A 24,089-nucleotide genomic window follows, 5' to 3' on the forward strand; every position below is an offset into this window, starting at 1 on the left:
GGGTCTTGGCTGCTCCCGCCTGTCGACGAGTACGCCACAGAAGAGAGACCCCATGTCCTGGCTGTCCAGATTCAGCCTCGCGCAACGGGCCCTGATCGGGCTGATGTCCATCGTCGCGATCGTGTTCGGGGCGATCGCGATCCCGCAGCTGAAGCAGCAGTTGTTCCCCTCGATCGAGCTGCCCATGGTCTCGGTCCTGGCCCCGTACCAGGGCGCCTCTCCCGATGTGGTCGAGAAGCAGGTCGTCGAGCCGCTGGAGGACAACCTCAAGGCCGTCGACGGCCTCAAGTCGGTCACCTCCACCGCCTCCGAGGGCATGGCCGTCGTCATGGCCTCCTTCGACTACGGCGACGAGTCGACGAAGCAGCTCGTCGCCGACGTCCAGCAGGCCGTGAACCGGGCCCGCGCCCAGCTGCCCGACTCCGTCGACCCGCAGGTGATCGCCGGTTCGACGGACGACATGCCGACCGTCGTCCTCGCCGCCGCCTCGGACAAGGACCCGCAGGCACTCGCCGACCAGCTGGAGCGGACCGTCGTGCCCGCCCTGGAGGACATCGAGGGCGTCGGCCAGGTCTCCGTCAGCGGCGTCCAGGACCTCCAGGTCTCCGTGACCCCGGACGAGCGGAAGCTCGCCGCGGCCGGGCTGAACACCATGAAGCTCGCCGAGGCCCTCCGCTCCGGCGGCGCCACCATGCCGGCCGGCGCCTTCTCGGAGGCGGGCAAGTCCCGCACGATCCAGGTCGGCGGCGGCTACACCTCGCTGAAGCAGATCGAGGACCTGCGCATCCCCGCGGCCGTCCCCGGCCGGGGCAAGGCGGTGCGCCTCGGCGACGTCGCCACCGTGAAGCAGGAGGAGTCCCCGCGCACCTCCCTCACCCGGACGAACGGCAAGCCCAGCCTCGCCGTGTTCGCCACCATGGACAAGGACGGCAGCGCCGTCGCGATCTCCGACGCCGTCGAGAAGAAGCTCCCCGAGCTGCGCCGCGACCTCGGCGCCGGCGCCGAGCTGACCGTGGTCTCCGACCAGGGCCCGGCCGTCGCCAAGGCCGTCTCCGGCCTGACCACGGAGGGCGCGCTCGGCCTCGTCATGGCCGTCCTGGTGATCCTGGTCTTCCTCGCGTCGATCCGCTCGACCCTGGTGACCGCGGTCTCCATCCCGCTCTCGGTCGTCCTCGCCCTCATCGTGCTGTGGACCCGCGACCTCTCGCTGAACATGCTGACGCTCGGCGCGCTCACCATCGCCATCGGCCGGGTCGTCGACGACTCGATCGTGGTCCTGGAGAACATCAAGCGGCACCTGGGCTACGGCGAGGAGCGCCAGAGCGCGATCCTCACCGCGGTCCGGGAGGTGGCGGGCGCCGTCACCTCCTCGACCCTCACCACCGTCGCCGTCTTCCTGCCGATCGGTCTGACCGGCGGCATGATCGGCGAGCTGTTCGGCTCGTTCTCGCTGACGGTCACGGCGGCCCTGCTCGCCTCGCTGCTGGTCTCCCTGACCGTGGTCCCGGTCCTCTCGTACTGGTTCCTGCGCGCCCCCAAGGGCACCTCGGAGGACCTGGCGGAGGCCCGCAGGCTGGCGGAGGAGAAGGAGGAGAGGAGCCGCCTCCAGCGCCTGTACGTGCCGGTCCTGCGGTTCGCGACCCGGCGCCGCTTCATGAGCCTGGCCATCGCGCTCGTCGTCCTGGTCGTCACCTTCGGCATGGCCCCGCTCCTGAAGACGAACTTCTTCGACCAGGGCGAGCAGGAGGTCCTCAACATCCAGCAGGAGCTGGCGCCCGGCACCGGCCTGAGCGCCTCGGACGAGGCCGCGAAGAAGATCGAGAAGGTCCTCGCGGAGACCGAGGGCGTGAAGGACTACCAGGTCACCGTCGGCTCCTCCGGCTTCATGGCGGCCTTCGGCGGCGCCACCGGCTCCAACCAGGCCTCGTACAAGGTGAGCCTGGACGACTCCGGTGCGTACGAGAAGACCCGTGACGCCATCGAGAAGGGCCTCGGCGCCCTCGACGGCATCGGTGACACCACCATCGCCGCGGGCGACGGCTTCGGCTCGGGCGACCTGCGCGTGATCGTGAAGGCCGCCGACCCGGAGGTCCTCAAGAAGGCCTCCGAGCAGGTCCGGACCGCGATCGCCGGCCTCAAGGACGTCACCGACGTCCAGAGCGACCTCGCGCAGTCCGTCCCGCGGATCTCGGTGAAGGCGAACGCCGGGGCGGCCGACGCCGGCTTCGACACCACCTCGCTCGGCGCGATCGTCGCCCAGTCCGTCCGGGGCACGCCGGCGGCGAAGGCGATCCTCGACGACAGCGAGCGGGACGTCCTCATCACCTCGGCCCACCCGGCCACCACCCTGGCCGCGCTCAAGGCGCTGCCGCTCGGCCCGGTGAGGCTGGGCGACATCGCCACCGTCGAGCTGGTCCCCGGCCCGGTCTCGATGACCCGGATCGACGGCGCCCGCGCCGCGACGATCACGGCCAAGCCCGTCGGTGACAACACCGGTGCGGTGAGCGCCGCCCTGCAGTCGAAGATCAGCGCGCTCGACCTGCCGGAGGGCGCCACCGCGACCGTCGGCGGTGTCTCCGAGGACCAGGACGAGGCCTTCCTCAACCTGTTCCTGGCGATGCTGGCGGCCGTCGCGATCGTCTTCATGCTCCTGGTGGCGACCTTCCGGTCGCTGGTCCAGCCGCTGATCCTGCTGGTCTCGATCCCGTTCGCGGCGACCGGAGCGATCGGCCTGCTCGTGCTCACCGGCACGGCGATGGGCGTCCCGGCGATGATCGGCATGCTGATGCTCATCGGCATCGTCGTCACCAACGCGATCGTCCTGATCGACCTGATCAACCAGTACCGGGCGCAGGGCCTGGGCGTCGTCGAAGCGGTGGTCGAGGGCGGCCGGCACCGGCTCCGCCCGATCCTGATGACCGCCCTGGCGACGATCTTCGCCCTGCTGCCGATGGCCCTCGGCATCACCGGCGAGGGCGGCTTCATCGCCCAGCCGCTGGCGGTGGTGGTGATCGGCGGCCTGATCACCTCGACGCTGCTGACCCTGCTCCTCGTCCCGACGCTCTACGCGATGGTGGAGCTCCGCAAGGAGCGCCGCGCGAAGAAGAAGGCGGCGAAGCGGGCGGCGCGGTCCGGCGAGGTGCCGGTCCCGCCGCAGGCGAAGGAGCCGACGGCGGTCTGATCCGTACGGCACGAGGAAGGGGCGCCCCACGAGCTCGTGGGGCGCCCCTTCCGGCGTACGAACGGCAGAACCGTGACGGCAGAACCGTTACGGCAGGGCCAGCATCCGCTCCAGGGCGAGCTTGGCGAAGCTCTCCGTCTCCTTGTCGACCTGGATCTGGTTGACGAGGTTGCCCTCGGCCAGGGACTCCAGGGTCCACACCAGGTGGGGGAGGTCGATGCGGTTCATGGTCGAGCAGAAGCAGACCGTCTTGTCGAGGAAGACGATCTCCTTGCCCTGGTCGGCGAATCGGTTCGCCAGCCGCCGGACGAGGTTCAGCTCCGTGCCGATGGCCCACTTGGAACCGGCCGGGGCCGCCTCCAGGGTGTTGATGATGTACTCGGTCGAGCCCACGTAGTCCGCGGCGGCGACGACCTCGTGCTTGCACTCGGGGTGGACGAGCACGTTCACGCCCGGGATGCGCTCGCGCACGTCGTTGACCGAGTCCAGCGAGAAGCGCCCGTGCACCGAGCAGTGGCCCCGCCACAGGATCATCTTGGCGGCGCGCAGCTCCTCGACGGTGAGCCCGCCGTTCGGCTTGTGCGGGTTGTAGAGCACGCAGTCGTCCAGGGACATGCCCATGTCGCGGACGGCGGTGTTGCGGCCCAGGTGCTGGTCCGGCAGGAAGAGCACCTTCTCGCCCTGCTCGAAGGCCCAGTTCAGGGCCCGCTCGGCGTTGGACGAGGTGCAGATCGTGCCCCCGTGCTTGCCGGTGAAGGCCTTGATGTCGGCCGAGGAGTTCATGTACGAGACGGGCACGACCTGCTCGGCGATGCCGGCCTCGGTCAGCACGTCCCAGCACTCGGCGACCTGCTCGGCGGTGGCCATGTCGGCCATCGAGCAGCCGGCCGCGAGGTCGGGCAGGACGACCTTCTGCTCGTCGCCGGTGAGGATGTCGGCCGACTCGGCCATGAAGTGCACGCCGCAGAAGACGATGTACTCGGCCTCGGGCTTGGCGGCGGCGTCGCGCGCGAGCTTGAAGGAGTCACCGGTCACGTCGGCGAACTGGATGACCTCGTCGCGCTGGTAGTGGTGGCCGAGCACGAAGACCTTGTCCCCGAGCTTCTCCTTCGCGGCGCGGGCGCGCTCCACGAGGTCAGGGTCGGAGGGCGACGGCAGATCGCCAGGACACTCCACGCCGCGCTCGCTCTTCGGGTCGGCCTCGCGACCGAGCAGGAGCAGGGCGAGCGGCGTCGGCTGGACGTCGAGTTCATGACGGGGTTGGGCCGTGGTCACGTCACGCACCCTTTCTTCGGGGAACCTTTTCGTCGAAATGACGCTATCTATCATAACCCGCTTCACGTCATGTTGACGATGTCCATAGTGTCGATGTGACGAATTCGCCGTCCGCGCTCCGGGACGGGGTGTGCGAGCATGAAAGAGGGAAGACCCCACTCGGCCCGGAATGAATCCGGGGCACCGTCGGTTGCAACCGTCGGCAAGCAGTCTCCGTACACACCGGGAGAGAAGCAGATGTCCGTATCGGACGAGAAGACCACTGTCAGCGACGGCATCCTCCTGTCCGACGCCGCCGCGGCCAAGGTCAAGGCCCTCCTCGACCAGGAAGGCCGCGAGGACCTGGCCCTGCGCGTCGCCGTTCAGCCCGGCGGCTGCTCCGGCCTGCGTTACCAGCTGTTCTTCGACGAGCGTTCGCTCGACGGCGATGTCGTGAAGGACTTCGACGGCGTCAAGGTCGTGACCGACCGCATGAGCGCCCCGTACCTCGGGGGCGCGTCGATCGACTTCGTCGACACGATCGAGAAGCAGGGCTTCACCATCGACAACCCGAACGCCACGGGCTCCTGCGCCTGCGGCGACTCGTTCAGCTAAACCCGCACGTGCGTGAGGGCGGCGGCCCCGGGGATGCCCGGGGCCGCCGCCCTCATGTGTGTCCGGGAAGCGTCAGCGCCGCGGCACCGGCTCCCCGCTCGCCGCGTCGACCACCGGACGGCCGCCCAGCGGGCTCTGGAGGTCCACCGTCAGCGTGATCTCCTTGGCGATCGCGATGCACGCCCGCCCGGGGTCGGACTTCTCGTCGATCCGCACGGTCACCTTCGCCGGCGACTCCACCGCCTTCGCGGTGTACGTGCTGCACACCCCGCCCCAGAAGGTGACCGACAGCTTCCGGCCGTCCTCCGCCGTCCGGTACGACTCGATCCGCCGGACCGGCGCCGTGCCCTCGTCCGGCGAGGGCTTCACCGGCGCCAGGTGCTCCGGGGCGACCGCCGTCTCCGTCACCGTGTACGGCGCCGCGTCCACCGGGTCCGCCGTGAACAGCCACGCCGGTACGAGCAGCCGCTCGCCCGCCACGTCCTGCGCGGCGAGACCGAAGACCGCGCCCGTCACCGGGACCTCGGTCGGCGGAGCCGTGGCCGCGGTCGGCCGGCAGGGCGCGACCGGGTCGGTCCTCCCGCTCCCGTCGACCGGCGCCGGAGCGTCCCCGCCGCTCCCCTCGGCCCCGGCCGGCGGGTCCGTCGCGCAGCCGCCGATGCCGACCGGGCCGGAGCCCTTCGCGTCCTCGTTCAGCTCCGCGAGCGCCTTCTCCGCCCCGATCACGGGATACGCGGCGCCCTTCACGGGCTCCTTCAGCGTGCCGCTCCCGGAGACCGCCCGGCCGTCCGGACCGATGCGCAGCCCCGTCGACCAGCCGTAGGTCGGCAGCCCGTCCACCACCGGATCGGCGTTGACCACCCGCACCGAACCGTCCATCACCTGGGTCGCCGTCACCTTCGCGTCGTCCTGGCCCAGAGCCTTCAGGACGGGGGCGGCCGCCGCCTTCGCCGCCGCCTCGCTCAGCGGCGAACCGCCGCGCGAGGGCTTCGTCTCTCCCGGCGGCGGGCACGCCTTGCCCTTGAGGCAGGTGTCGCCGACCGGGCCGCCGTCGTACCAGGAGTACGTCCAGTTGCCCGGGGCCGCCTTCGCCACGTCCAGGCGCGGACCCTGACCGTCCTTCTCCGGCCGGATCGTCCAGACGTCCCCGACCGCCACGGGCCGGCCCTCGATCCCGAGCGCCTCCGCCAGCCTGGTCACCTCCGCCGAGGTGACCAGGCCCTCGGGCCGGTGGACCGCGGCCGAGGAGGGCCCTTGGGGGAGCGGGCCCTTGGCTTTGTAGACCGTCCCGTGCCCGCCGCCGCTCGGATCCGGCTCGCCGGGGGCGATCCCGGGGCCGCCCCCCGTACCGCCGCCACCGGCCTCCACGGCCGGGGGTGGCGGCGACCCGGCCGCGTCGGCGGCCTTCCCGGCCGCCCCGGCCGGCGTGGCCTCGCCGGACGCCGTGGCCGCCAGATAGACGCCACCGCCCCCGGCGAGCAGCACACCCGCCGCCACCGAGGCGGCGATGACGTTCCGTCGCCTCCGCACGTTCTCCGTACCGCTCACCGCAACGCTCCCTCGTCTCGACCGGACGCCGATGGGACGGAGCGGAGGCGCGGACGGTTCCGTCCCCGTCAGCCGCCGTACTCGGCGGTGGCGGCGATCAGCCGGGCCGAGGCCGCCGGAACGACGACGCCGTGGATCGACGCGGGGGAGACCCGGACGGGGTCCGGGCCGGCCGGAGCCACCCAGTGGGGGGCCATCCGGGCGCCGTCCCCGCGCAGCTGGGCGAGGCTCAACTCGGACTCGTGGCGCTCACGGGGAGCGGGGTACGTGGTCATGGGCGCACCGTATGCACCGCACCGCTCCGGGGAAAAGGCCTACTCTGGGGTAGTTTCCACTGTTCGGCAGCGCGTCCCCCACCCGGTAGCGTGAACTGTCGTTCTCTCCCGTCGCCCATCACCACCTCCGTTCGAGCGCCTCGCGCGCTCCCACCGAATTCCGCAGGAGCACCCAGCCGTGCGTATCGCAGTCACCGGCTCCATCGCCACCGACCACCTCATGACCTTCCCCGGCCGGTTCGCCGACCAGCTCGTGGCCGACCAGCTCCACACGGTGTCCCTCTCCTTCCTCGTCGACAACCTGGACGTCCGGCGGGGAGGCGTCGCCGCCAACATCTGCTTCGGCATGGGACAGCTCGGCAGCCGCCCCGTCCTCGTCGGCGCGGCCGGCTTCGACTTCGACGAGTACCGCGCCTGGCTCGACCGGCACGGCGTCGACACCGGCTCGGTGCGCATCTCCGAGGTCCTGCACACCGCCCGCTTCGTCTGCACCACCGACAAGGACCACAACCAGATCGGCTCCTTCTACACCGGTGCGATGAGCGAGGCCCGGCTGATCGAGCTCAAGGCCGTCGCCGACCGCGTGGGCGGCCTCGACCTGGTCCTCATCGGCGCCGACGACCCCGAGGCGATGCTCCGCCACACGGAGGAGTGCCGGACCCGCTCCATCCCCTTCGCCGCCGACTTCTCGCAGCAGATCGCGCGCATGGACGGCGAGGAGATCCGCACCCTCCTCGAAGGCGCCACCTACCTCTTCTCCAACGAGTACGAGAAGGGCCTCATCGAGTCCAAGACCGGCTGGACCGAGGCGGAGATCCTCTCCCGCGTCGGCCACCGCGTCACCACGCTCGGCTCGCGCGGCGTGCGCATCGAGCGGGTCGGCGAGACCCCCATCGAGGTCGGCTGCCCCGAGGAGACGGCCAAGGTCGACCCCACCGGCGTCGGCGACGCCTTCCGCGCGGGCTTCCTCACGGGCCTGTCCTGGGGCGTCGACCTGGAGCGGGCGGCGCAGGTCGGCTGCATGCTGGCGACGCTGGTCATCGAGACGCTGGGCACGCAGGAGTACACGCTGCGGCGGGCGAACTTCATGGAGCGCTTCACGAAGGCGTACGGCGACGAGGCGGCCACGGAGGTCCAGTCCCACCTCCTCTGACCACCCCTCTCCCGGCGGGGCGGTGCCCCCGGCGCACCTCCGTGCGGGCCGCGCCCGCCGGGGCGGTGCCCCGGCCCACCCGCCCGTGTGGGCAATCGTCCCGCTGGGGCGGGACGGGTGGGCACACGGGACGGCGCCCTTCGCGGCGCCTCCGCGTTCCGCGCCTGGACCCGCACCGTTTTGTGCGGTGCGCATCCGGTACGGGTCCAGGCTCGGGAGCCTCTGGCGCCGGCAAGGGCGCCGTTCCGTTGTGCCCACCCGTTCCGCCCCAGCGGAACGATTGCCCACAACGGGGGGGCGACGGGGCCCCGCCCCGGTGGAGGTGAGGGCGCGGCAGGCGGTGGTCACGACACCCGGCGGACCACGTACGCCGTACCGCCCCCCGCCCCCGGCGACTCCCCCACGTACTCCTGCCCCCGCATCTCGCACCACGCCGGAATGTCCAGCCGCGCCGCCTCGTCGTCCGAGAGCACCGTCACCGTCCCGCCCACCGGCACGTCGCCGATCACCTTCGCGAGTTCGATGACGGGGATGGGGCACCGCTTGCCCAGGGAGTCGACGACGAGCGAGCCCGAGGGCGACGGGGCCGCCGGGGCGGAGGCGGGGGCGCCGAGCCGTTCCCGTACCCCCGCCACCACACCCGGCAGCACGGCCAGGAAGCGGTCCACGTCCTCCTCCGAGGTCCCCGCGGGCAGCGACACCCGGACGTTCCCCTCGCTCAGGACCCCCATCGCGCGCAGCACATGGCTGGGCGTCAGCGTCGAACTCGTGCACGACGAACCGGACGAAACGGAGAAACCCTCCCGGTCCAGCTCGTGCAGGAGCGTCTCCCCGTCGACGTACAGACAGGAGAAGGTGACGAGGTGGGGGAGCCGGCGCACCGCGTCGCCCACCACCTCCACGTCCGGCACCAGCTGGGGCACCCGCGTCCGGATCCGGTCCACCAGGGCCCGCAGCCGCGCCCCTTCGGCGGCCGCCTCCGCCCGGACCGCCCGCAGCGAGGCCGCCGCCGCCACGATCGCCGGCAGGTTCTCGAAGCCCGGCGCCCGGCCCGACTCCCTCTCGTCGGAGGGGCCTTGCGGCGCGAACCGGACCCCCTTCCGTACGGCGAGCAGCCCGACCCCCGCGGGCCCGCCCCACTTGTGCGCGCTCGCCGTGAGCAGCGACCAGCCGCCCTCCACCGGACCCCAGCCCAGCGACTGGGCCGCGTCCACGAGCAGTGGCACGTCCGCCGCCCGGCAGGCCTCGGCGACCTCGGTCACCGGCTGCTCGGTGCCCACCTCGTGGTTGGCCGACTGGAGGCACGCCAGGGCCGTGCCGGGGGTGAGCGCGGCCGCGAAGGCGTCCGCGTCCACGGCTCCCGACCGGTCCACCGGCACCTCGGCCGTCGTGCCGCCCGCCGCCGCGTGCGTCTCGCCCGCGTGCAGGACGGAGGAGTGCTCGACCGCGGAGACGACGAGCCGGTTCCCGACACGCCGGCGTCCCGCGAGCGCGCCGGAGACTCCGGCGTGAACCGCGCGTGTCCCCGAAGGAGTGAACGCGAGCTCGTCCGGACGGCACCCCACGGCCTCCGCGGCGGCCTCCCGGGCGGCGTCGAGCAGCAGCCGGGCGCGTCGCCCCTCCCGGTACAGCCGGGCGGGGTCGGCCCAGCCCTCGTCGAGGGAGGCGAGCAGCGCCTGACGGGCGACGGGGTGCAGCGGGGCGGCGGACGCGGCGTCGAAGTACGGCATCCGCCCACGGTAGAGCCTGGGGCCGACCGCCCCTCGTCGACCCGGGGCCGAACCCCCGCAGACCCGGGGAAGAACCCCGCCGACCCGGGGAAGAACCCCCCGCCGACCCGGGGTCGAACCCCCCGTCGGCCTAGGGGCGAACCCCCGCCGACCCAGGGGCGAACGCCCCGGCCCGTCCCCGCCCGCACCGGGCACCCCCGCCCGTCCCCGCCCGCACCGGGCACCCCCGCCCGTCCCCCTCCGCCGGGCCCCTGCCCAGCCCTCCGCCCGCCCCCGATGAGCCCCCGTCAAAAGCCCGTCCCACCACCCCGGCAGCCCGCCGAACGGCCGTCTCCGGGCACCCCCCGGAACCCCGGAGTCCACCCCTTCGGGGGCTCGGACGGCGCGTTGGGCACCCTCCCCGCGCGACCCCAAATAGCGTCCAGTAGGGTTTGGTCCGCATAAACATCCAAACCCCTGCCCGCGGCCGGGGCGGCGACCGACCAGCGAGACGGACGGCCGTGGCCGACCACTGCGGGCCGAGACTCTCGGGAAGGCGCTACGTGAGTCCCAACGGCTCCGACCGCTCGTCGCGGCGCCCGATGCGGCGGAAGCTGCCGCAGGTGCTGACTGCGGGCCTGATCCTGGCGACAGCCACCGGCTGCTCGTACAACTGGGAAGACTTCCCCCGCCTTGGCATGCCCACCCCCGTCACGGAAGAGGCGCCTCGGATCCTCTCCCTGTGGCAGGGCTCCTGGGCCGCCGCCCTGATCACGGGCATCCTGGTGTGGGGCCTGATCCTCTGGGCCACCATCTTCCACCGGCGCAGCCGGACCAAGGTCGAGGTACCTCCGCAGACCCGTTACAACATGCCCATCGAGGCGCTGTACACGGTCACCCCGCTCATCATCGTCTCGGTGCTCTTCTACTTCACCGCGCGTGACGAGTCGAAGCTCCTCTCACTCACTCCCAAGCCCGCCCACACCGTCAACGTGGTCGGCTACCAGTGGAGCTGGGGCTTCAACTACATCGAGAACGTCCCCGGTGTGCGCGGCGACGCCCAGAAGGCCCCGAACCTCGCGGCCATTCCGGACAAGTACAAGGACGACTTCCCGGCGAACGCCGGTGGTGTCTACGACGCCGGCATCCCGGGCGACCGCAACCCGCAGACCGGCAACCCGGGTCCGACCCTGTGGCTGCCCAAGGGCGAGAAGGTCCGTTTCGTCCTGACCTCGCGTGACGTCATCCACTCCTTCTGGGTGGTCCCCTTCCTCATGAAGCAGGACGTCATCCCGGGTCACACCAACGCCTTCGAGGTCACCCCGACCCAGGAAGGCACCTTCCTGGGCAAGTGCGCCGAGCTCTGCGGTGTCGACCACTCCCGGATGCTCTTCAACGTCAAGGTGGTCTCCCCGGAGCGCTACCAGCAGCACCTGAAGGAGCTGGCCGAGAAGGGGCAGACCGGCTACATCCCGTCTGGCATCGAGCAGACGGACCCGGCTAGGAATGCGGAGAAGCACCAACTGTGAGCATCCACAACGAAACCCAGGGTGCCGCCGCAGCTGAGGACTCGTACGAGAACGAGTTGCCCGTACGGCGCAAGCAGCCCGGCAACGTGGTCATCAAGTGGCTCACCACCACGGACCACAAGACCATCGGTACGATGTACCTGGTCACGTCGTTCGTCTTCTTCTGCATCGGTGGCCTGATGGCGCTCTTCATGCGCGCCGAGCTGGCCCGTCCGGGTACGCAGATCATGTCGAACGAGCAGTTCAACCAGGCGTTCACGATGCACGGCACGATCATGCTGCTGATGTTCGCGACGCCGCTGTTCGCCGGATTCGCGAACTGGATCATGCCGCTGCAGATCGGCGCGCCCGACGTGGCGTTCCCGCGGCTGAACATGTTCGCCTACTGGCTCTACCTGTTCGGCTCGATCATCGCGGTGGCCGGCTTCCTCACCCCGCAGGGTGCGGCCGACTTCGGCTGGTTCGCCTACTCCCCGCTGTCGGACGCCGTCCGCTCGCCGGGCGTCGGCGCCGACATGTGGATCATGGGTCTGGCCTTCTCCGGCTTCGGCACGATCCTCGGTTCGGTCAACTTCATCACCACGATCATCTGCATGCGAGCTCCGGGCATGACGATGTTCCGCATGCCGATCTTCACCTGGAACGTGCTGCTGACCGGTGTCCTGGTCCTGCTCGCCTTCCCGGTCCTGGCGGCCGCGCTGTTCGCCCTGGAGGCGGACCGCAAGTTCGGTGCCCACGTCTTCGACGCGGCCAACGGCGGAGCGCTGCTCTGGCAACACCTCTTCTGGTTCTTCGGACACCCAGAGGTGTACATCATCGCGCTGCCGTTCTTCGGCATCATCTCCGAGGTCATCCCGGTCTTCAGCCGCAAGCCGATGTTCGGCTACATCGGTCTGATCGCCGCGACCATCGCGATCGCCGGCCTGTCCGTGACCGTGTGGGCGCACCACATGTACGTCACCGGTGGCGTGCTCCTCCCGTTCTTCTCCTTCATGACGTTCCTCATCGCCGTTCCGACCGGCGTGAAGTTCTTCAACTGGATCGGAACGATGTGGAAGGGCTCGCTGTCCTTCGAGACCCCGATGCTCTGGGCCGTCGGCTTCCTGATCACCTTCACCTTCGGTGGTCTGACCGGCGTCATCCTGGCCTCGCCCCCGATGGACTTCCACATCTCCGACTCGTACTTCGTGGTCGCGCACTTCCACTACGTCGTCTTCGGCACCGTCGTCTTCGCGATGTTCTCCGGCTTCCACTTCTGGTGGCCGAAGTTCACCGGCAAGATGCTCGACGAGCGCCTCGGCAAGATCACGTTCTGGACGCTGTTCATCGGCTTCCACGGCACCTTCCTGGTGCAGCACTGGCTCGGTGCCGAGGGCATGCCGCGTCGTTACGCGGACTACCTGGACGCCGACGGCTTCACCACGCTGAACACGATCTCGACGATCTCCTCGTTCCTGCTCGGCCTGTCGATCCTGCCGTTCCTCTACAACGTCTGGAAGACCGCCAAGTACGGCAAGAAGATCGAGGTCGACGACCCGTGGGGCTACGGCCGTTCGCTCGAGTGGGCGACCTCCTGCCCGCCCCCGCGGCACAACTTCCTCACCCTGCCGCGGATCCGTTCGGAATCCCCGGCGTTCGACCTGCACCACCCTGAGATCGCCGCTCTCGACCAGCTCGAGAACAAGCCGCACGAGGCCGCGGCCCTCTCGGGCAGCAAGGAGGCCGGCAAGTGAAGATCCAGGGCAAGATGTTCATCTGGCTGAGCGTCTTCATCCTTGCCATGGCGATCCTCTACGGCGTCTGGTCCAAGGAGCCGGTCGGTACGACGGCGCTCTTCCTGGCCTTCGGCCTGGCCATCATGATCGGCTACTACCTGGCCTTCACGGCCAAGCGTGTCGACGCGATGGCGCAGGACGACAAGGAGGCCGACGTCGCGGACGAGGCCGGTGAGGTGGGCTTCTTCGCCCCCCACAGCTGGCAGCCGCTCTCGCTGGCCGTCGGTGGTGCGCTCGCCTTCCTCGCCATCGCGATGGGGTGGTGGATCCTGTACTTCTCCGCCCCGCTGATCCTCGTCGGCCTGTTCGGCTGGGTCTTCGAGTTCTACCGCGGCGAGAACCAGAACCAGTAGCGATACCCCGCTCCGCACCGGAGCACACCGAGGGGCCCGGACACTTCGTCACCGAAGCGTCCGGGCCCCTCTTTTGCAGTACTCGGCGCGCCGGTCGCGAGGAACGTATCTAGCGTGAAGTCATGAACGACACGCCGCGCATTCGGACTGTTCTGAGCTGCACCCTTCTGGCCGTCACCGTCACCGCGGGCGCCTCCGCGTGCTCGGGATCCGACGGTCACCCGCTGTCGGAGAAGGCCTACGACGCGGCGGACCAGCTCACGGTCAGCGCACCCGCCGACGGCGCCAAGGCGGACCCCGACAAGCCCCTGGAGATCACCGCCAAGGGCGGCGAGGGCCGGATCACCGACGTCACGGCCACCGACGCCTCGGGGCACCACCTCGCCGGCGAACTCACCGCGGACGGACAGCGCTGGCGCTCCACGGCGGCCCTGGCGGCCGGCGCCCGCTACACGGTGCAGGTGACCACCGAGGACGAGGACGGCGCTCCAGGAGCCCGCACGTTCACTTTCGAGACGGCTCCGGCCAAACGGGCCCTGACCGTGACCTTCGGGCCGGAGGCGGGCACGTACGGCGTCGGGCAGCCCATCACGGCGGAGCTCAGCCTCCCCGTCAAGGACCGGTCGGCCCGCGCGGTCGTCGAGCGGGCCCTCAAGGTCCGCTCCACGCCCGCCGTCGAGGGCGCCTGGTACTGGGTGGACGACAAGAAACTGCACTTCCGCCCGAAGGAGTACTGGCCGGCCGGGGCGCAGGTCTCGGTCACCGGGAACCTGGACGGCCTCAAGGTCGGCGACAAGCTCTACGGCGGCGCGTCCAAGCCGCTGAAGCTCACCATCGGCGACCGAATCGAGGCGGTCGCGGACGCCGGCGCGCACCAGATGACCGTGACGCGCAACGGAGAAGTGATCAACACCATGCCGGTGACCACCGGCAAACCGGGTTTCTCCACCCGCAACGGGATCAAAGTGGTGCTCGGCAAGGAGTACTTCGTCCAGATGCGGAGCACCACCGTCGGCATCGCGGAGGGCAGCTCCGACTCGTACGACCTGCCCGTGTACTACGCCACCCGGGTCACCTGGAGCGGCGAGTACGTGCACGCCGCGCCCTGGTCCGTCGGCTCCCAGGGCGTCGAGAACGTCAGCCACGGCTGTGTCGGCATGTCGACGGAGAACGCCGCCTGGTTCTTCAAGACCGTCCGCCCCGGCGACGTCGTCCGCGTCGTCAACAGCCTCGGCGACACGATGGACACCTTCGGCAACGGCTTCGGCGACTGGAACATGGAGTGGGACAAGTGGCGCCAGGGCAGCGCCCTGGTGGAGGCCGCCGGAAACCCGGTGGCCTCCACGGAGAAGGCCCGGCTCAGGCCCTCGATCTGAACCGGGGCCCGGCCGGCTCAGGCGTCGATCGACAGGCGCGAGCGCAGCAGGGCCGCCAGGGACGCCGCGAACTCGACCGGTTCCACCGGAAGGGTGACCGCGGCGTCCGCGCGGCTCCAGGTGGCCAGCCAGGCGTCCTGAGGGCGGCCGATCAGCAGCAGCACCGGCGGGCAGCGGAAGACCTCGTCCTTGATCTGCCGGCAGACCCCCATGCCTCCGGCGGGCACCGCCTCGCCGTCGAGCACGCACACGTCGATCCCGCCCTCGTCCAGGCGCTTCAGCACCGCGGGCAGCGTCGCGCACTCCACGAACTCGACCGGGGGAACGTCGGTCGCGGGCCTGCGTCCGGCCGCGAGCCGCACCTGCGCGCGGGTGTTCGCGTCGTCGCTGTAGACCAGGACCGTGGCACTCGACTGCATCGTTCCTCCGTGGGGAAGTCCGTGGGAAGGTCGTCGATCGATGCGCCGGATGCTACTCCGGTCCACACCCCGTCAACACCCGTTCAACACCTGTTCGAACGGTGCTCGGGGGCCCCGGCGCTGGGCCGTTCGGGCTGGACACACCCCTCTGACACTCCGAACGGCACCCCCCGGAGTGAGGGCGGGATAAGCGACCGACATAATGTCGGTCGTGGCGACAGTAACGACAGTAGAAACAGGGCACGCGCACCCCTCGGTCAATCGACCGAACCTCACCAGCGTCGGAACCATCATCTGGTTGAGCTCCGAGCTGATGTTCTTCGCGGCCCTCTTCGCGATGTACTTCACCCTTCGATCGGTGATGGGCCCCGAGTTCTGGGCGGAAAAGGCCTCGGCCTTGAACTTCCCGTTCTCGGCCACCAACACCACGATCCTGGTGCTCTCCTCCCTCACCTGCCAGCTCGGCGTCTTCGCCGCGGAGCGGGGCGATGTGAAGAAGCTCCGGACGTGGTTCATCATCACGTTCGTGATGGGTGCGATCTTCATCGGCGGCCAGGTCTTCGAGTACACCGAGCTGGTCAAGAAGGACGGCCTCTCGCTGTCCTCGGACCCGTACGGCACGGTGTTCTACCTGACCACCGGCTTCCACGGCCTGCACGTGACGGGCGGTCTCATCGCCTTCCTGCTGGTCCTCGGCCGGACGTACGCCGCCAGGAGGTTCACTCACGAGCAGGCAACCGCCGCCATCGTCGTGTCCTACTACTGGCACTTCGTCGATGTCGTCTGGATCGGCCTCTTCGCCACGATCTACATGATCAAGTAATCGGCTCCGCCCCCGCGGCGGACCGAGACATCCAGCAAGCATCGACGCAGAAGATCCTGACACCGGGGTAATCCGTGAAAAAGCTCTCCGCACGACGACGCCATCCGCTGGCGGCGGTCGTCGTCCTACTTCTCGCGCTGGCGGCCACTGGGGGGCTGTACGCCGCGTTCGCGCCCGCGGGCACGGCGAAGGCCGATGAAACCGCCCAGTCCCTCGCCATCGAGGAGGGCAAGAAGCTCTACTCCGTCGGCTGCGCCAGCTGCCACGGAACCGGCGGTCAGGGCACCTCTGACGGCCCGTCCCTGGTCGGCGTGGGTTCGGCGGCCGTGGACTTCCAGGTCGGCACGGGCCGCATGCCGGCCCAGCAGCCGGGCGCCCAGGTTCCGAGGAAGAAGGTCATCTACTCGCAGGCTGAGATCGATCAGCTCGCGGCGTACGTCGCCTCCCTCGGCGCCGGCCCGATCAAGCCGACCGAGGGCCAGTACAGCCCTGACGGTGCCGACATCGCCAAGGGTGGCGAGCTGTTCCGCACCAACTGTGCCCAGTGCCACAACTTCACCGGCGAGGGTGGCGCGCTGACCTACGGCAAGTACGCCCCCAGCCTCGAGGGCGTGGACCCGAAGCACCTCTACGAGGCCATGCAGACCGGCCCGCAGAACATGCCCTCCTTCCCCGACACGACGATGCCGGAGAAGGAGAAGAAGGACATCATCGCGTACGTCCAGGCCGTCAACAGCGACTCCTCCGAGAGCCCGGGCGGTCTCAAGCTCGGTGGCCTCGGCCCCGTCAGCGAGGGCCTGTTCGCCTGGGTCTTCGGCCTGGGCGCGCTGATCGCAGTTGCCATCTGGGTCGCGGCCCACACCGCTAAGGCCAAGAAGTCATGAGTAGCCAAGAGATTCCAGAAGAGACCCTGCCGGCAGGGCAGGACACCGCGCACGGCGCGGTGACGGTCGCCGACGACCCGTTCGCCGACCCGGGCCTTCCGCCCCACAAGCCCCGCATCCAGGACATCGACGAGCGGGCCGCCCGCCGGTCCGAGCGTGCGGTCGCCTTCATGTTCACGCTGTCGATGCTGGCCACCGTCGGCTTCATCGCCTCGTACGTGATCTTCCCGGTCGACAAGATCGTGTACATCTGGCCCTTCGGTCACGTGTCCGCGCTCAACTTCGCCCTGGGTCTGACCCTCGGTGCCGCCCTCTTCTTCATCGGCGCGGGCGCGGTCCACTGGGCCCGCACCCTGATGTCCGACGTCGAGGTCGCCGACGAGCGTCACCCGATGGCGGCGTCGCCCGAGGTCAAGGCGAAGGTCATGGCGGACTTCGCGGCCGGTGCCGCGGAGTCGGGCATGGGCCGCCGCAAGCTCATTCGCAACACGATGTTCGGCGCGCTGTCGCTCGTACCGCTCTCCGGCATCGTCCTGCTGCGTGACATGGGCCCGCTGCCCGAGAAGAAGCTCCGGACCACCATGTGGACCAAGGGGCTCCAGCTCATCAACATGAACACGCACGAGCCCCTGCGTCCCGAGGACGTCGCGGTCGGCTCGCTGACCTTCGCGATGCCCGAGGGCCTCTCGGAGCACGACGAGCACTTCCAGACCGAGATCGCCAAGGCCGCCCTGATGATCGTCCGGATCCAGCCGGAGGACATCAAGGACAAGCGCGAGCTCGAGTGGTCGCACCAGGGCATCGTCGCGTTCTCGAAGATCTGCACCCACGTCGGCTGCCCGATCTCCCTGTACGAGCAGCAGACGCACCACGTGCTCTGCCCGTGCCACCAGTCCACCTTCGACCTCTCCGACGGCGCCCGCGTCATCTTCGGCCCGGCCGGTCACCCCCTCCCGCAGCTGCGGATCGGCGTGAACGACAAGGGCTTCCTCGAGGCGCTCGGCGACTTCGACGAGCCCGTCGGCCCGGCATTCTGGGAGCGCGGATGAGCACCGTGACCAACACGCAGAAGAAGGCGCCCGCCGGCGAGCGGGTCGCGGACTGGGCCGACGGTCGCCTGGGGATCTACACGCTGGCCAAGGCCAACATGCGGAAGATCTTCCCGGACCACTGGTCCTTCATGCTGGGCGAGGTCTGCCTCTACAGCTTCCTCATCATCATCCTGACGGGCGTCTACCTGACGATGTTCTTCCACCCGTCGATGAACGAGGTGGAGTACGTCGGACCGTACGTCCCGCTCCAGGGACAGCTGATGTCCGAGGCGTTCAACTCGACCATGCACATCTCCTTCGAGGTGCGCGGTGGTCTGCTGATCCGGCAGATCCACCACTGGGCGGCGCTGATCTTCCTCGCCGGCATGTTCGTGCACATGATGCGCGTCTTCTTCACCGGCGCGTTCCGCAAGCCGCGTGAGATCAACTGGCTGTTCGGCTTCCTGCTGTTCTTCCTGGGCATGTTCACCGGCTTCACCGGTTACTCGCTCCCGGACGACCTGCTCTCCGGCACCGGTGTCCGCTTCATGCAGGGCGCGATCCTGTCCGTGCCGGTCCTCGGCACGTACCTGTCGATGTTCCTCTTCGGCGGCGAGTTCCCCGGCGGCGACTTCGTCGCCCGGTTCTACTCGGCGCACGTGCTGCTGCTCCCCGGCATCATGCTGGGCCTCGTGGTCGCCCACCTCATCCTGGTGTTCGTCCACAAGCACACCCAGTTCGCCGGCCCCGGCCGGACGAACAACAACGTCGTCGGCATGCCGCTGCTGCCCGTGTACATGGCGAAGGCCGGAGGCTTCTTCTTCCTGGTCTTCGGTGTCATCGCGGTCATCGCGGCGATCGCCTCGATCAACCCGATCTGGGCCATCGGCCCGTACCGCCCGGACCAGGTGTCCACCGGCGCCCAGCCCGACTGGTACATGGGCTTCGCCGAGGGTCTGATCCGTGTCATGCCGGGCTGGGAGATCAACCTGTGGGGCCACACGCTGGTCCTCGGCGTGATGATCCCGCTGGCGATCTTCCCGGCGGTCCTCGCGGCCATCGCGGTCTACCCGTTCATCGAGTCGTGGATCACCGGCGACAAGCGCGAGCACCACATCGCGCAGCGCCCGCGCAACGCTCCGACGCGCACCGCCTTCGGTGTCGCCTGGATCACCGCGTACATGATCATGCTCGTGGGTGGTGGAAACGACCTCTGGGCGACCCACTTCCACCTGTCGCTGAACTCGATCACCTGGTTCGTGCGGATCTTCTTCTTCGTCGGCCCGGTCATCGCGTTCGTCGCCACCAAGCGGATCTGCCTCGGCCTCCAGCGCCGCGACAAGGACAAGGTGCTGCACGGCCGCGAGTCGGGCATCATCAAGCGCCTGCCGCACGGTGAGTTCGTCGAGGTCCACGAGCCGCTCAGCCAGGGCGAGCTGCACCGCCTCACGGCGCACGAGCAGTACGAGGCCGCCGAGCTTCCGCCGGCCGTCGACGAGAACGGCGTGGAGCGCAAGATCGGCGCCATGGAGAAGCTCCGGGTCAAGCTCAACAAGGGCTACTACGGCGAGGACAGCCAGATCGCCAAGCCCACGGTCGAGGAGTACAAGGAGATCCAGAGCGGCCACGGCCACCACTGATCACCTGAACACCTGACCTGAAGGTCGCCACGGCAAGAGCCCCGTCCATTCGATGGACGGGGCTCTTTGCCGTCCCCGGAGGTCGATAGGGTGGGACCGTATCCGTCACGTGATCACCTGGAGCTGCCATGAGCGCTGCGAACCCCGCTGGAGGACCTACGTCGGCGGGCCGCTCCTGGCCCGTCCTACTGAACGGTCTGCTCGACGGCAAGGACCTCTCCGCCGACGACACCGCCTGGGCGATGGACCTGATCATGAGCGGCGAGGCGACCGACGCCCAGATCGCCGGATTCATGGTGGCGCTGCGGGCCAAGGGCGAGACCGTCCAGGAGATCACCGGCCTCGTCCGCACCATGTACGCGCACGCCAACACGATCGAGGTGCCCGGCCCCGCCGTCGACATCGTCGGCACCGGCGGCGACGGCGCCAAGACCGTCAACATCTCCACGATGGCCTCCATCGTCGTCGCCGGCACGGGCACGAAGGTCGTCAAGCACGGCAACCGCGCCGCCTCCTCCGCCTCCGGCTCCTCCGACGTCCTGGAGAAGCTCGGCATCAACCTCAACCTCACCCCCCAGCGGGTCGCCGAGGTCGCCGAGGAGGCCGGCATCACCATCTGCTTCGCCGTGAAGTTCCACCCCTCGCTGCGGCACGTCGCCGCGGCCCGCGGCCAGCTGGGCATCCGGACCACCTTCAACGTCCTGGGCCCGCTGACCAACCCCGCCAAGGTGAAGGCCCAGGCCGTCGGGGTCGCCGACCCGCGCATGGCGCCGATCGTCGCCGGCGTCCTCGCCGAGCGCGGCAACTCCGCCCTGGTCTTCCGCGGCGACGACGGCCTGGACGAGCTGACCACCACCGCCACCTCGCGGGTCTGGGTGGTCCGGGACGGCGGCGTCACCGAGGAGCGCTTCGACCCGCGGGACGTCGGCATCGAGCTCGTCCCCCTGGAGGCCCTGCGCGGCGCCGACGCCTCGTACAACGCCGACGTGGCCCGTCGGCTGCTCGCGGGGGAGACCGGGCCGGTACGGGACGCGGTGCTGCTCAACGCGGCGGCGGCGCTCACCGCCCTGGAGCCCGGCACGGGCACCCTGGCGGAGCAGCTGGGCGCGGGCATCGCGAAGGCGGCGGAGTCGATCGACTCCGGCGCGGCCCTGCGGTCCCTGGAGCGGTGGGTCGCCGCCAGCAACGCCTGAGCGCGTGTGAACGGCGCGTTGCGGCCCCGTCCCGGATGCCGGGACGGGGTTGCGGCGTCGTGATCGTCTGGCGTAGTTTCTGGAACAGGTCACGAGTGACAGCGTTTTGGCCCCGGCTTGCTGTCCGGCAACCCTCCTTCCGTGGCGGGGTGCCCCGGGTGATGACCAGGCCGTAGGCAGCGAGGTCTACGGCAAGCGCGGATCCCTCGAACACCAGGGGTCCTGGTCAGTCGAGGAGCGTTTTCCGTGAGCAAGCGAATGCGATAGGGCGAGTCCGCCCCTTCTTCACCCTCGGAACAGGGTCGCCTCCGCGTACCCGCACGTCCTCCGAGGCATCACCCGTACCCCGCCGCACCCGGCCGCGTACGGGATCCACCGAAGCCATTCCGCACCGCCCGCCGGGAGATACCGCCATGTCCGCACGCCCGAACGCCGCCGTCGCCACCGCCTCCGCCTCCGCCGAGTCCGCCGACCCCTGCTGCGCCGCCCCGCTGCCGGTCCTCGGCCGGGACGTGACCGTCCCGCTCGTCACCGGCGGCGAGGTGACCTACGCGGCGCTCGACTACGCGGCCAGCGCGCCGGCCCTCCAGCGGGTCTGGGACGACGTCGCCGCGTACGCCCCCTACTACGGCAGCGTCCACCGCGGCGCCGGCTACCTCTCCCAGCTCTCCACCGACCTCTTCGAGAACAGCCGCGCCACCGTCGCCGAGTTCCTCGACTGCCGCCCCGACGACCAGGTCGTCTTCACCCGCTCCACCACGGACTCGCTCAACCTGCTCGCCCAGGTCCTCCCGGCCGGCTGCGAGGTCTTCGTCTTCGAGACCGAGCACCACGCCTCGCTGCTGCCGTGGAGGGACGCCGGCGTCACCTACCTCGACGCGCCGCGCACCCCCGCCCAGGCCGTCGAGACCCTGGAGCGGGCCCTCGCCGACCGCGACCCGCACGGCCCCGCCCTGGTCTGCGTGACCGGCGCCTCCAACGTCACCGGCGAGCTGTGGCCGGTGAGGGAGCTGGCCGCCGCCGCGCACGCGCACGGCGCCCGGATCGTGCTCGACGCCGCCCAGCTCGCCCCCCACCACCCCGTCTCCGTGCGGGAGTTGGACGTGGACTGGGTCGCCTTCTCCGGGCACAAGCTGTACGCGCCCTTCGGCTCCGGCGTCCTCGCCGGCCGCGCCGACTGGCTGCAGGATTCCGAGCCCTACCTCGCGGGCGGTGGAGCGTCCCGCAAGGTAGCCCGTCGGGCCGACGGTGGTGTGGACGTGGAGTGGCACACCACGTCGGCCCGACATGAAGCCGGTTCGCCGAACGTCATCGGCGTCTACTCGATCGCCTCCGCCTGCAAGGCGCTCACCGAGGCCGGCTTCGACTCCCTCGTCGCCCGTGAGCGGCACCTGATCGCGAAGGTCCGCGAGGGCCTGGCCGAGATGCCCGAGGTGCGCGTGCTCTCGCTCTTCGGCGACGACGCGCCCCGCGTGGGCGTCATCTCCTTCGTCGTGGAGGGCTGGAACAGCTCCCACTTCGCCGCCGCGCTCTCCGCCGAGTACGGCATCGGCGTCCGCGACGGGCTCTTCTGCGCCCACCCGCTGGTCCGCACCCTGCTCGGCAGCGACCCGCAGGACCCGGGCGAGTGCGGCGCGCCCGAGGCGGCCCCGGGGGAGCGGTCGCTCAACGCCATCCGGGTGAGCTTCGGCGCCGGCACGCCGGACGAGCACGTGGAGCGGTTCGTCGGAGCGGTGAAGGAGCTCGTCCGGGACGGCGCGCAGTGGAAGTACCGCACCGAGGACGGCCGCTGCGTCCCCGACCGCGGCTGATCACTCACTCGTACGGGTGAAGGGGGCCTCCCGATCGGGAGGCCCCCTTCAGCCATGCCGGGCGCGCGGTGTCAGGACTCCAGGCCGATGGCGAAGGCCGCCTCCAGGTCGTGCTGGGAGTACGTCCGGAAGGCGACGTGCGTGTCCGTGGCCTCGACGCCGGGGATCTTGCTGATGCGGCCGGGGATCACGTCCGCCAGGTCGTCGTGGCGCGGCACCCGGACCATGGCGATCAGGTCGTACGTACCGGTGACCGAGAAGACCTCGCTGACGCTGTCGAGCGCGGCGATCGACTCGGCGATCTCGGGGATGCGGTCCACGCTGGTCTTGATGAGCACGATCGCGGTGATCACGGCTGGCTTTCTCCCTCGGTCGCCGCGGCTTGGGCTTTCACTCTATCCCCACCGCGGAAGCGCCCCCAGGCGTAGAGGAAGCCGACCGAGAAGCCCACGACATGGGCCAGATAGGCGACGCCGGGCCCCGCGCCCGCCGCCCGGGCGGCCAGCCACTGCAGCGTGAACCAGAAGATCAGCACGATCCAGGCCGGGAAGCGCAGCGGCAGGAAGAACAGGAAGGGGAAGAGGCTGGTGACGCGGGAGCGCGGGAAGAGGAAGAGGAAGGCCCCGAGCACCGCCGAGATCGCCCCGGAGGCCCCCACCAGGGTCTGCCCGCTGTCGGCGTGCGCCACCGCGTACCCGCACAGGGCGACGTAGCCGGTGCCCAGGTAGAAGAGGCAGAACCCGACCGGGCCCATGCGCTCCTCGGCCATCGCCCCGAAGACGTACAGGAAGAGCATGTTGCCGAGCAGGTGGAGCCAGCTGCCGTGGACGAAGAGCGCGGTCAGCGGGGTGAGCAGGGCGCGCGGGTCGCCGCTCGTCAGCTCGGCGGGGATCACGCCCCAGCGGCGGAAGTAGGCGCCCTGGGCGGCCAGGAGCTCGTCGCCGGTGCCGTACACCGGGTTGAGTCCGGCGACCGGGCTGCTCACGAAGAGGAGGCAGCAGGCGGCGATCAGTCCGTACGTCACCAGGGGGCCGCCGCGGACGCCCCGCCAGGCACCGAGGGCCCCGCCTCGCCAGTCGATCATGGACAGATCATGGCGTACCGGGGCCGAAGTGGACAGAGTGCCTCGCCGTGCCCCGCCCTCCCCGTGAGGCCGTAGGGTTACGGGCACCACCGACCGCAGTTCGACGGCGCACCGCGGCTCCCGTACCTGGTACCACGCAACAGGAAGAAGGACGGCACCGATGACGACGGTTCCCCTGCCGACCGACGAGACCCGCTGGCGCTGCACGCTCTGCGGCAATCTGACCCGCTTCGACGTGACCCGCTCCTCCAAGGTCGTGGAGTACGTCCATCTGGACCTCGCCGGGGACCCGACGGTCGAGGAGCGGCAGGTGGTGAGTGAGACCATCGAGTCGGTCCGCTGCCGCTGGTGCAACGCGGTGGACCAGATCGAACTGGTGGACAGGCCGGGCGCCGCCTCCTGAGGGACGGCGCGGACGACATAGGGGTGACGGATC

21 protein-coding genes and 1 riboswitch are annotated in these 24,089 nt (G+C 70.2%); of the genes, 14 read left to right on the forward strand and 7 right to left on the reverse strand.

What is annotated here, in order from left to right:
* The first annotated feature begins 52 nt into the window (after positions 1-52).
* On the forward strand, positions 53-3,181 hold the full coding sequence (locus ACFYUZ_RS02775; RefSeq protein ID WP_389305677.1) for an efflux RND transporter permease subunit: 3,129 nt from the start codon (positions 53-55) through the stop codon (positions 3,179-3,181).
* Positions 3,182-3,268: 87 nt separating this feature from the next.
* On the opposite strand, the gene nadA is transcribed toward ACFYUZ_RS02775, so the two are convergent.
* Complete coding sequence (nadA, locus tag ACFYUZ_RS02780; protein WP_389305679.1) at positions 3,269-4,465, reverse strand: quinolinate synthase NadA; 1,197 nt, start codon at positions 4,463-4,465, stop codon at positions 3,269-3,271.
* A 228-nt stretch (positions 4,466-4,693) separates the two neighbouring features.
* On the opposite strand from nadA, the gene ACFYUZ_RS02785 reads away from it, so the two are divergent.
* Positions 4,694-5,050, forward strand: a complete 357-nt coding sequence (locus ACFYUZ_RS02785) for an iron-sulfur cluster assembly accessory protein (protein WP_015033024.1) — start codon at positions 4,694-4,696, stop codon at positions 5,048-5,050.
* 72 nt (positions 5,051-5,122) lie between these two features.
* Here ACFYUZ_RS02785 and ACFYUZ_RS02790 read toward each other — a convergent pair whose 3' ends face one another.
* Positions 5,123-6,598 (reverse strand): hypothetical protein, encoded by a 1,476-nt coding sequence (locus ACFYUZ_RS02790; protein WP_389305681.1) that lies wholly within the window; start codon positions 6,596-6,598, stop codon positions 5,123-5,125.
* Between the two features lie 68 nt (positions 6,599-6,666).
* Positions 6,667-6,873, reverse strand: a complete 207-nt coding sequence (locus ACFYUZ_RS02795) for a hypothetical protein (protein WP_389305683.1) — start codon at positions 6,871-6,873, stop codon at positions 6,667-6,669.
* Positions 6,874-7,051: 178 nt separating this feature from the next.
* Here ACFYUZ_RS02795 and ACFYUZ_RS02800 point away from each other — a divergent pair, with 178 nt between their 5' ends.
* Positions 7,052-8,026 (forward strand): carbohydrate kinase family protein, encoded by a 975-nt coding sequence (locus ACFYUZ_RS02800; protein WP_389305685.1) that lies wholly within the window; start codon positions 7,052-7,054, stop codon positions 8,024-8,026.
* Positions 8,027-8,370: 344 nt separating this feature from the next.
* Here ACFYUZ_RS02800 and ACFYUZ_RS02805 read toward each other — a convergent pair whose 3' ends face one another.
* A complete protein-coding gene (locus ACFYUZ_RS02805) occupies positions 8,371-9,756 on the reverse strand; it encodes a cysteine desulfurase/sulfurtransferase TusA family protein (protein ID WP_389305687.1) in 1,386 nt (461 codons plus the stop codon).
* Positions 9,757-10,298: 542 nt separating this feature from the next.
* On the opposite strand from ACFYUZ_RS02805, the gene coxB reads away from it, so the two are divergent.
* The 4 genes from coxB (at position 10,299) to ACFYUZ_RS02825 (ending at position 14,768) form a co-directional block, all read left to right on the forward strand.
* The gene (gene coxB / locus ACFYUZ_RS02810) at positions 10,299-11,264 is read left to right on the forward strand and encodes a cytochrome c oxidase subunit II (RefSeq protein ID WP_389305688.1); all 966 of its coding nucleotides are present in this window, start codon (positions 10,299-10,301) and stop codon (positions 11,262-11,264) included.
* Entirely contained in the window at positions 11,261-12,997 is a 1,737-nt protein-coding gene (gene ctaD / locus ACFYUZ_RS02815) for a cytochrome c oxidase subunit I (RefSeq protein ID WP_389305690.1), read from the forward strand. The genes coxB and ctaD overlap by 4 nt, the downstream gene beginning before the upstream one ends.
* Positions 12,994-13,392 (forward strand): cytochrome c oxidase subunit 4, encoded by a 399-nt coding sequence (locus ACFYUZ_RS02820; protein ID WP_086822830.1) that lies wholly within the window; start codon positions 12,994-12,996, stop codon positions 13,390-13,392. The genes ctaD and ACFYUZ_RS02820 overlap by 4 nt, the downstream gene beginning before the upstream one ends.
* Before the next feature lie 122 nt (positions 13,393-13,514).
* Entirely contained in the window at positions 13,515-14,768 is a 1,254-nt protein-coding gene (locus ACFYUZ_RS02825; protein WP_389305692.1) for an Ig-like domain-containing protein, read from the forward strand.
* Positions 14,769-14,785: 17 nt separating this feature from the next.
* Here the strand turns inward: ACFYUZ_RS02825 and ACFYUZ_RS02830 are convergent, their stop codons facing one another.
* On the reverse strand, positions 14,786-15,187 hold the full coding sequence (locus ACFYUZ_RS02830; RefSeq protein ID WP_351180481.1) for a hypothetical protein: 402 nt from the start codon (positions 15,185-15,187) through the stop codon (positions 14,786-14,788).
* Positions 15,188-15,389: 202 nt separating this feature from the next.
* Here ACFYUZ_RS02830 and ACFYUZ_RS02835 point away from each other — a divergent pair, with 202 nt between their 5' ends.
* The 6 genes from ACFYUZ_RS02835 (at position 15,390) to ACFYUZ_RS02860 (ending at position 22,569) form a co-directional block, all read left to right on the forward strand.
* Complete coding sequence (locus tag ACFYUZ_RS02835; RefSeq protein ID WP_030693915.1) at positions 15,390-16,010, forward strand: heme-copper oxidase subunit III; 621 nt, start codon at positions 15,390-15,392, stop codon at positions 16,008-16,010.
* A 74-nt stretch (positions 16,011-16,084) separates the two neighbouring features.
* A complete protein-coding gene (locus ACFYUZ_RS02840) occupies positions 16,085-16,894 on the forward strand; it encodes a c-type cytochrome (RefSeq protein WP_389305694.1) in 810 nt (269 codons plus the stop codon).
* Positions 16,891-17,943 carry a Rieske 2Fe-2S domain-containing protein gene (locus ACFYUZ_RS02845; RefSeq protein WP_389305696.1) on the forward strand — a complete coding sequence of 351 codons (1,053 nt, stop codon included), beginning with the start codon at positions 16,891-16,893 and terminating at the stop codon, positions 17,941-17,943. Before ACFYUZ_RS02840 ends, ACFYUZ_RS02845 begins: the two co-directional genes overlap by 4 nt.
* Complete coding sequence (locus ACFYUZ_RS02850) at positions 17,940-19,565, forward strand: cytochrome bc complex cytochrome b subunit (RefSeq protein ID WP_389305698.1); 1,626 nt, start codon at positions 17,940-17,942, stop codon at positions 19,563-19,565. Before ACFYUZ_RS02845 ends, ACFYUZ_RS02850 begins: the two co-directional genes overlap by 4 nt.
* A gap of 128 nt (positions 19,566-19,693) precedes the next feature.
* Complete coding sequence (gene trpD, locus ACFYUZ_RS02855; protein WP_389305700.1) at positions 19,694-20,758, forward strand: anthranilate phosphoribosyltransferase; 1,065 nt, start codon at positions 19,694-19,696, stop codon at positions 20,756-20,758.
* An 87-nt stretch (positions 20,759-20,845) separates the two neighbouring features.
* Positions 20,846-20,962, forward strand: a riboswitch (SAM riboswitch).
* A gap of 209 nt (positions 20,963-21,171) precedes the next feature.
* Positions 21,172-22,569 carry an aminotransferase class V-fold PLP-dependent enzyme gene (locus ACFYUZ_RS02860; protein WP_389305702.1) on the forward strand — a complete coding sequence of 466 codons (1,398 nt, stop codon included), beginning with the start codon at positions 21,172-21,174 and terminating at the stop codon, positions 22,567-22,569.
* A 71-nt stretch (positions 22,570-22,640) separates the two neighbouring features.
* Here ACFYUZ_RS02860 and ACFYUZ_RS02865 read toward each other — a convergent pair whose 3' ends face one another.
* Positions 22,641-22,922 carry an Lrp/AsnC family transcriptional regulator gene (locus tag ACFYUZ_RS02865; RefSeq protein ID WP_017238849.1) on the reverse strand — a complete coding sequence of 94 codons (282 nt, stop codon included), beginning with the start codon at positions 22,920-22,922 and terminating at the stop codon, positions 22,641-22,643.
* Positions 22,919-23,653 (reverse strand): rhomboid family intramembrane serine protease, encoded by a 735-nt coding sequence (locus ACFYUZ_RS02870; RefSeq protein ID WP_389305704.1) that lies wholly within the window; start codon positions 23,651-23,653, stop codon positions 22,919-22,921. Before ACFYUZ_RS02870 ends, ACFYUZ_RS02865 begins: the two co-directional genes overlap by 4 nt.
* A gap of 160 nt (positions 23,654-23,813) precedes the next feature.
* On the opposite strand from ACFYUZ_RS02870, the gene ACFYUZ_RS02875 reads away from it, so the two are divergent.
* Positions 23,814-24,056 (forward strand): hypothetical protein, encoded by a 243-nt coding sequence (locus ACFYUZ_RS02875; protein ID WP_055644001.1) that lies wholly within the window; start codon positions 23,814-23,816, stop codon positions 24,054-24,056.
* Positions 24,057-24,089 lie beyond the last annotated feature (33 nt).

This window comes from Streptomyces sp. NPDC004266, from assembly GCF_042874095.1.
Classification (GTDB): Bacteria; Actinomycetota; Actinomycetes; order Streptomycetales; family Streptomycetaceae; genus Streptomyces.